General features: G+C 72.4%; 5 protein-coding genes and 1 tRNA gene. 4 read left to right on the top strand and 2 right to left on the bottom strand.

Annotated elements, in window-relative coordinates; genetic code table 11:
• Nucleotides 1–120: 120 nt before the first annotated feature.
• Entirely contained in the window at nucleotides 121–1,164 is a 1,044-nt protein-coding gene (locus tag ACFV0O_RS15510) for a UDP-N-acetylmuramate dehydrogenase (protein WP_360254575.1), read from the top strand.
• On the opposite strand, the gene ACFV0O_RS15505 is transcribed toward ACFV0O_RS15510, so the two are convergent.
• Together ACFV0O_RS15505 and ACFV0O_RS15500 are read right to left on the bottom strand one after the other, a co-directional pair.
• On the bottom strand, nucleotides 1,161–2,249 hold the full coding sequence (locus ACFV0O_RS15505) for an adenosine deaminase (RefSeq protein ID WP_380341389.1): 1,089 nt from the start codon (nucleotides 2,247–2,249) through the stop codon (nucleotides 1,161–1,163). The genes ACFV0O_RS15510 and ACFV0O_RS15505 overlap by 4 nt on opposite strands.
• Before the next feature lie 115 nt (nucleotides 2,250–2,364).
• Complete coding sequence (locus ACFV0O_RS15500; protein WP_380341387.1) at nucleotides 2,365–3,612, bottom strand: pyridoxal phosphate-dependent aminotransferase; 1,248 nt, start codon at nucleotides 3,610–3,612, stop codon at nucleotides 2,365–2,367.
• Between the two features lie 283 nt (nucleotides 3,613–3,895).
• On the opposite strand from ACFV0O_RS15500, the gene ACFV0O_RS15495 reads away from it, so the two are divergent.
• From ACFV0O_RS15495 to nusG, 3 genes are all read left to right on the top strand, one after another.
• Nucleotides 3,896–3,968 (top strand) — tRNA-Trp (locus ACFV0O_RS15495).
• Between the two features lie 146 nt (nucleotides 3,969–4,114).
• The gene (secE, locus tag ACFV0O_RS15490) at nucleotides 4,115–4,474 is read left to right on the top strand and encodes a preprotein translocase subunit SecE (RefSeq protein WP_380341384.1); all 360 of its coding nucleotides are present in this window, start codon (nucleotides 4,115–4,117) and stop codon (nucleotides 4,472–4,474) included.
• A gap of 209 nt (nucleotides 4,475–4,683) precedes the next feature.
• Nucleotides 4,684–5,553, top strand: a complete 870-nt coding sequence (gene nusG, locus ACFV0O_RS15485; protein WP_380341382.1) for a transcription termination/antitermination protein NusG — start codon at nucleotides 4,684–4,686, stop codon at nucleotides 5,551–5,553.
• Nucleotides 5,554–5,683: the final 130 nt, after the last annotated feature.

Genomic DNA, 5,683 nt, shown 5'->3' with positions numbered 1-5,683 from the left:
GGGGCCGCGGGGGGGGCCGCGGCCGGGGGCGCCCGGGGTGGGCGCGGGCCCGGCGGGGGGGGGGGGGGGGGGGGGGACGGGCGGCCGGGCGGCCGCCCTTCCCCCCGTACGCTGGTGGGCGTGCTGGTAGAAAACGACGCCCCCCTCGCCCCGCTGACCACGCTCCGGCTCGGCGGCCCGGCCCGCCGCCTGGTGACCGCCCACACCGACGACGAGGTGATCGCCGCCGTGCGCGAGGCCGACGCGGCCGGCGAGCCGCTGCTCGTCCTCGGCGGCGGCTCCAACCTGGTGATCGGCGACGACGGCTTCCCCGGCACGGTGCTGCGGATCGCCACCGCCGGCTTCACCCTGGACGGCACGGTGCTGGAGCTGGCCGCCGGTGAGGTGTGGTCGGAGGCGGTCACCCGCGCGGTGCGCGAGCACGGCCTGGCCGGCGTCGAGTTCCTGGCCGGCATCCCCGGTTCGGCCGGTGCCACCCCGGTCCAGAACGTCGGCGCGTACGGCCAGGAGGTCGCCCACACGATCACCGAGGTCGTCGCCTACGACCGCGCGGCCGACCGGGTGGTCACGCTCTCGAACGCCGAGTGCGCGTTCTCCTACCGGCACAGCCGGTTCAAGGCCGAGCCGGACCGCTACGTGGTGCTGCGGGTCCGGTTCGCCCTGACGGACCACGACGGCTTCTCCAGCCCGGTCAAGTACGCCGAGGTGGCCAAGCACTTCGGCGTCGGGCCGGACGAGCGGGTGCCGCTGGTGGAGGCGTACGAGGCGGTGCTGAAGCTGCGGTCCGGCAAGGGCATGGTGCTGGACCCGGCGGACCACGACACCTGGTCGGCCGGCTCCTTCTTCACCAACCCGGTGCTCACGGCCGCGCAGTACGAGTCCTTCCGGACCCGTCCGGGCGCCGAGAACGCCCCCGCCTACCCGGCCCCGGAGGGCTGCACCAAGACCTCCGCGGCCTGGCTGATCGACAAGGCCGGCTTCGGCAAGGGCTACGGCAGCGGCCCGGCGACCCTCTCCACCAAGCACACCCTGGCGCTCACCAACCGCGGCTCGGCCACCGCCGAGGACCTGCTGGCCCTGGCCCGGGAGATCCGGGACGGGGTCCGCGAGGCCTTCGGGGTGGAGCTGGTGAACGAGCCGGTGATGGTCGGCGTCGCGCTCTAGACGGTCGTGGCCGTGACCGCGGCAGCGGTGGCGGCGGGCGCGTCCGCGGGGGCGTGCCCGTTCGCCAGCCAGGCGTCGATGTCCGCCAGCAGCTCCTTGCGGACGGCCTCCGGCGCGACCGAGCCGCGCACCGACTGCCGTGCCAGCTCGGCGAGTTCGGCGTCGCTGAAGCCCAGGACGTCCCGGGCCAGGTCGTACTGCGCGGCCAGCCGGCTGCCGAACAGCAGCGGGTCGTCCGCGCCCAGCGCCAGCGGGACCCCGGCGTCGAAGAGCCTGCGCAGCGGGACCTCCTCGGGGCTCTCGTAGACGCCCAGCGAGACGTTGGAGGACGGGCACACCTCGCAGGTGATCTGCCGGGCCGCCAGCCGCTCCATCAGCCGCGGGTCCTCGGCGGCCCGCACGCCGTGGCCGATCCGGCCGGCGTCCAGGTCGTCCACGCAGTCCCGGACGGACTCCGGGCCGGCCAGCTCGCCGCCGTGCGGGGCCGCCAGCAGGCCGCCCCTGCGGGCGATCGCGAAGGCCCGGTCGAAGTCCCGGGCGAGGCCGCGGCGCTCGTCGTTGGAGAGGCCGAAGCCGACCACCCCGTGGTCGGCGTAGCGGACGGCCAGCCGGGCCAGTGTCCGGGCGTCCATCGGGGACTTCATCCGGTTGGCCGCGACCAGCACCCGGATCCCCACCCCGGTGGCCCGGGCGGCCTGCTCCACCGCGTCCAGGATCAGTTCCAGCGCGGGGATCAGCCCGCCCAGCCGGGGTGCGTACGAGGTCGGGTCGACCTGGATCTCCAGCCAGCGGGAGCCGTCCTGCCGCTCGTCCTGCGCGGTCTCCAGGACCAGCCGGCGGATGTCCGCCTCGTCCCGCAGCACCGAGCGGGCGGTGTCGTAGAGGCGCTGGAAGCGGAACCAGCCGCGCTCGTCGGTGGCCCGCAGTTTCGGCGGCTCGCCGGAGCTGAGCGCCTCCGGCAGCCGGACGCCGTGCTTGTCGGCCAGCTCCAGCAGCGTGGCGGGGCGCATCGAGCCGGTGAAGTGCAGGTGCAGGTGGGCCTTCGGGAGGCCCCTGACGTCTCGCGGGTTCAACAGGCGTTCCATTCACCGATACTGCCGTATGCGGCCCCCAAACGGGAACCGCCCTCGTTCCATCCCCTGAAGGGGTGAAAGAGGGCGGTGTGCCGGGTGAATCCCGCGTGTCAGGTTGACCCCGGGGTCAGTCGCGGGCCTCGCCGAGCAGCTTCTGGATCCGGCTGACGCCCTCGACCAGGTCGGCGTCGCCGAGCGCGTAGGAGAGCCGCAGGTAGCCGGGGGTGCCGAAGGCCTCGCCGGGGACGACCGCGACCTCGGCCTCGTCCAGGATCAGGGTCGCCAGCTCGCCGGAGGTCTGCGGGCGGGTGCCGCGGATCTCCTTGCCGAGCAGGCCCTTCACCGACGGGTAGGCGTAGAAGGCGCCCTCGGGCTCGGGGCAGTAGACGCCCTCGATCTCGTTGAGCATCCGCACGATGGTCCTGCGGCGGCGGTCGAAGGCGGTGCGCATCTCGGCGACGGCGTCCAGGTCGCCGGCGACGGCGGCCAGGGCGGCGCGCTGCGCGACGTTGGAGACGTTCGAGGTGGCGTGCGACTGCAGGTTGGTCGCGGCCTTGACGACGTCCTTGGGGCCGATCACCCAGCCCACCCGCCAGCCGGTCATCGCGTAGGTCTTGGCGACACCGTTGACCACGATGCACTTGTCGGCCAGCTCGGGCAGCAGGGCCGGCAGCGAGGTGAAGGTCGCGTCGCCGTAGACCAGGTGCTCGTAGATCTCGTCGGTGAGCACCCACAGGCCGTGCTCCAGCGCCCAGCGGCCGATCGCCTCGGCCTCGGCCCGGGTGTACACCGCGCCGGTCGGGTTGGACGGCGAGACGAACAGCACCACCTTGGTGTTCTCGGTGCGGGCGGCCTCCAACTGCTCGACCGACACCTTGTAGCCGGTGGTCTCGTCGGCCACGACCGCCACCGGGACGCCGCCGGCCAGCTGGATCGACTCCGGGTAGGTGGTCCAGTACGGGGCCGGGACGATGACCTCGTCGCCCGGGTCCAGGATCGCCGCGAACGCCTCGTAGATCGCCTGCTTGCCGCCGTTGGTGACCAGCACCTGGGCGGCGTCCACCTCGTAGCCGGAGTCGCGCAGCGTCTTGGCGGCGATCGCGGCCTTCAGCTCGGGCAGGCCACCCGCCGGGGTGTACCGGTGGTTCTTCGGGTCGCGGCAGGCCTCGACGGCCGCCTCGACGATGTAGTCCGGGGTCGGGAAGTCGGGCTCGCCGGCGCCGAAGCCGATGACCGGGCGGCCGGCGGCCTTGAGGGCCTTGGCCTTGGCGTCCACGGCGAGGGTCGCGGACTCGGCGATCGCGCCGATCCGGGCGGACACCCGGCGGTCGGCGGGGCGGATGGACTGGTCGGGCTGCGGAGTCGAAGCGCTCATGCCTGCATGGTCGCAGAACCGGACGGACCGGGCGTCGTGGTTCCAGTATCCGTACGGTCCCGTCCGGATCGCGGCGCCCGGCGATCCGTCGGCGGGCACCCCGCCGGACCGGACATCCGGCGGGCGACCGGTCGTCCCGGAAGAAGAGGTTCGACCAAACACCCCTCGACCACGTACACTCGCTGCTCGACGGCCCGCCGAAAAGACCGGAGCTTTCACCGCTTGTGCAGACAGCGGGGAGAGATGCGGTAGGTTGGTCGCCACAGGAGCCGCGAGGCACCGTAGGGCAATAGCTCAATTGGTAGAGCACCGGTCTCCAAAACCGGCGGTTGGGGGTTCGAGTCCCTCTTGCCCTGCTGCTAGATCCGTTTTCAGCCCGTTCGCTCCACAGAGCGAGCGGGCTTGATGCGGAGATGGCACCGATCAGCACCGCTAAGCCGGCCGGTCGTGCCCCATCGGGTGTGCGGCGAGTCCGGCAGGACCCGGATTCAGGTGAGGACGAGTGACGGAGACCACGGGCTCCACCGCAACGCCTGAGAGCGGCAACCCCGAGGGTGCCGATGGCGCGGCCGAGACCACGCCCGCGGAGGGCGAGGAGAAGGCGCTGTCGCGCCGCGACCGCAAGCGGGCCAACCGCTCCGGCGACAAGAAGTCCGGCAAGCGGGCCAAGAAGGGCCTGTTCGCCCGCATGGGGCTGTTCTACCGCCAGATCATCGCGGAACTGCGCAAGGTCGTCTGGCCCACCCGGAGTGAGCTCACCAACTACACCACCGTCGTGGTCGTGTTCGTCGTCGTCGTGATGGCCTTCGTGGCCGGTCTGGACTACGGCTTCTCCAAGCTGAGCCTCTGGATCTTCGGCTGACGCGGCCGACCACCTTCGAAACAGCCTCCCGACCCGGGCCGATCTTCGGCCCGGGTCGAGCTGTCGGCGGCGGTCGTACGCGCCGTTACCGTTGACTCGGTACTGTTGAAGTCTCCGAGACCTCACCAGGCGCCCGCGCGAGCGGCAGCGTGCCGGGTCCGGTTTCGGAGCGCGCCACCTTCACCATCTCCAGGAAAGAAGCAGCCACCGTGTCTGAGTCCCCCCTGTACGACGCCGACGAGACCGTCCGCGAGGCGGATGTCGCCGCCGAGCTGGACGCGGCCGAGCTGGCTGACGACGCCGAGGCCGCCGAGCAGGTCGTCGACGCCGCGGACAGCGACGAGGACGAGGTCGAGGCGTACGACGAGGCCGAGGCGGGCGAGCCCGCCGAGGAGGACGACGTCGAGGCCGCCGCCGAGGAGACCGAGGTCGAGGAGGCCGAGGCCGCCGAGGAGGCGGAGGAGGTCGAGGAGGTCGACCCGGTCGCCAAGTTCCGCGAGGACCTGCGCTTCATGCCGGGCGAGTGGTACGTGATCCACACCTACGCCGGCTACGAGAACCGGGTGAAGCAGAACCTGGAGCAGCGCGCCGTCTCGCTGAACGTCGAGGAGTACATCTTCCAGGCCGAGGTGCCGCAGGAGGAGGTCGTCCAGATCAAGAACGGCGACCGCAAGACCATCCGCCAGAACAAGCTCCCCGGCTACGTCCTGGTGCGCATGGACCTCACCCCGGAGTCCTGGGGCGTCGTGCGCAACACCCCGGGTGTCACCGGCTTCGTCGGCAACGCCTACGACCCGTACCCGCTGACCCTGGACGAGGTCGTCAAGATGCTCGCCCCCGACGTCGAGCGCCAGGCGGCCAAGGAGGCCGGCAAGCCCTCGCCGGTCAAGCCGAGCGAGATCCAGGTGCTGGACTTCGAGGTCGGCGACTCGGTCACCGTCACCGACGGTCCGTTCGCGACCCTGCAGGCGACCATCAACGAGATCAACCCCGACTCGAAGAAGGTCAAGGGCCTGGTCGAGATCTTCGGCCGGGAGACCCCGGTCGAGCTCTCCTTCGACCAGATCCAGAAGAACTAGTCGTACGGTCTTCGGATCCGGGGGGGCGGCCGGGGGCCCGCCCCACCGGCCCGCCCCCCCCCACCGCCCGCCCGCCCCCCCCCCCGACGGCCGCCGGGGGGGCCGCGCACCGCCCGCGACCCCCCGGGCG

It is taken from the genome of Kitasatospora sp. NPDC059577, assembly GCF_042735475.1.
Taxonomy (GTDB): domain Bacteria; phylum Actinomycetota; class Actinomycetes; order Streptomycetales; family Streptomycetaceae; genus Kitasatospora.
This window is presented reverse-complemented; position numbering and strand designations above follow the sequence as displayed.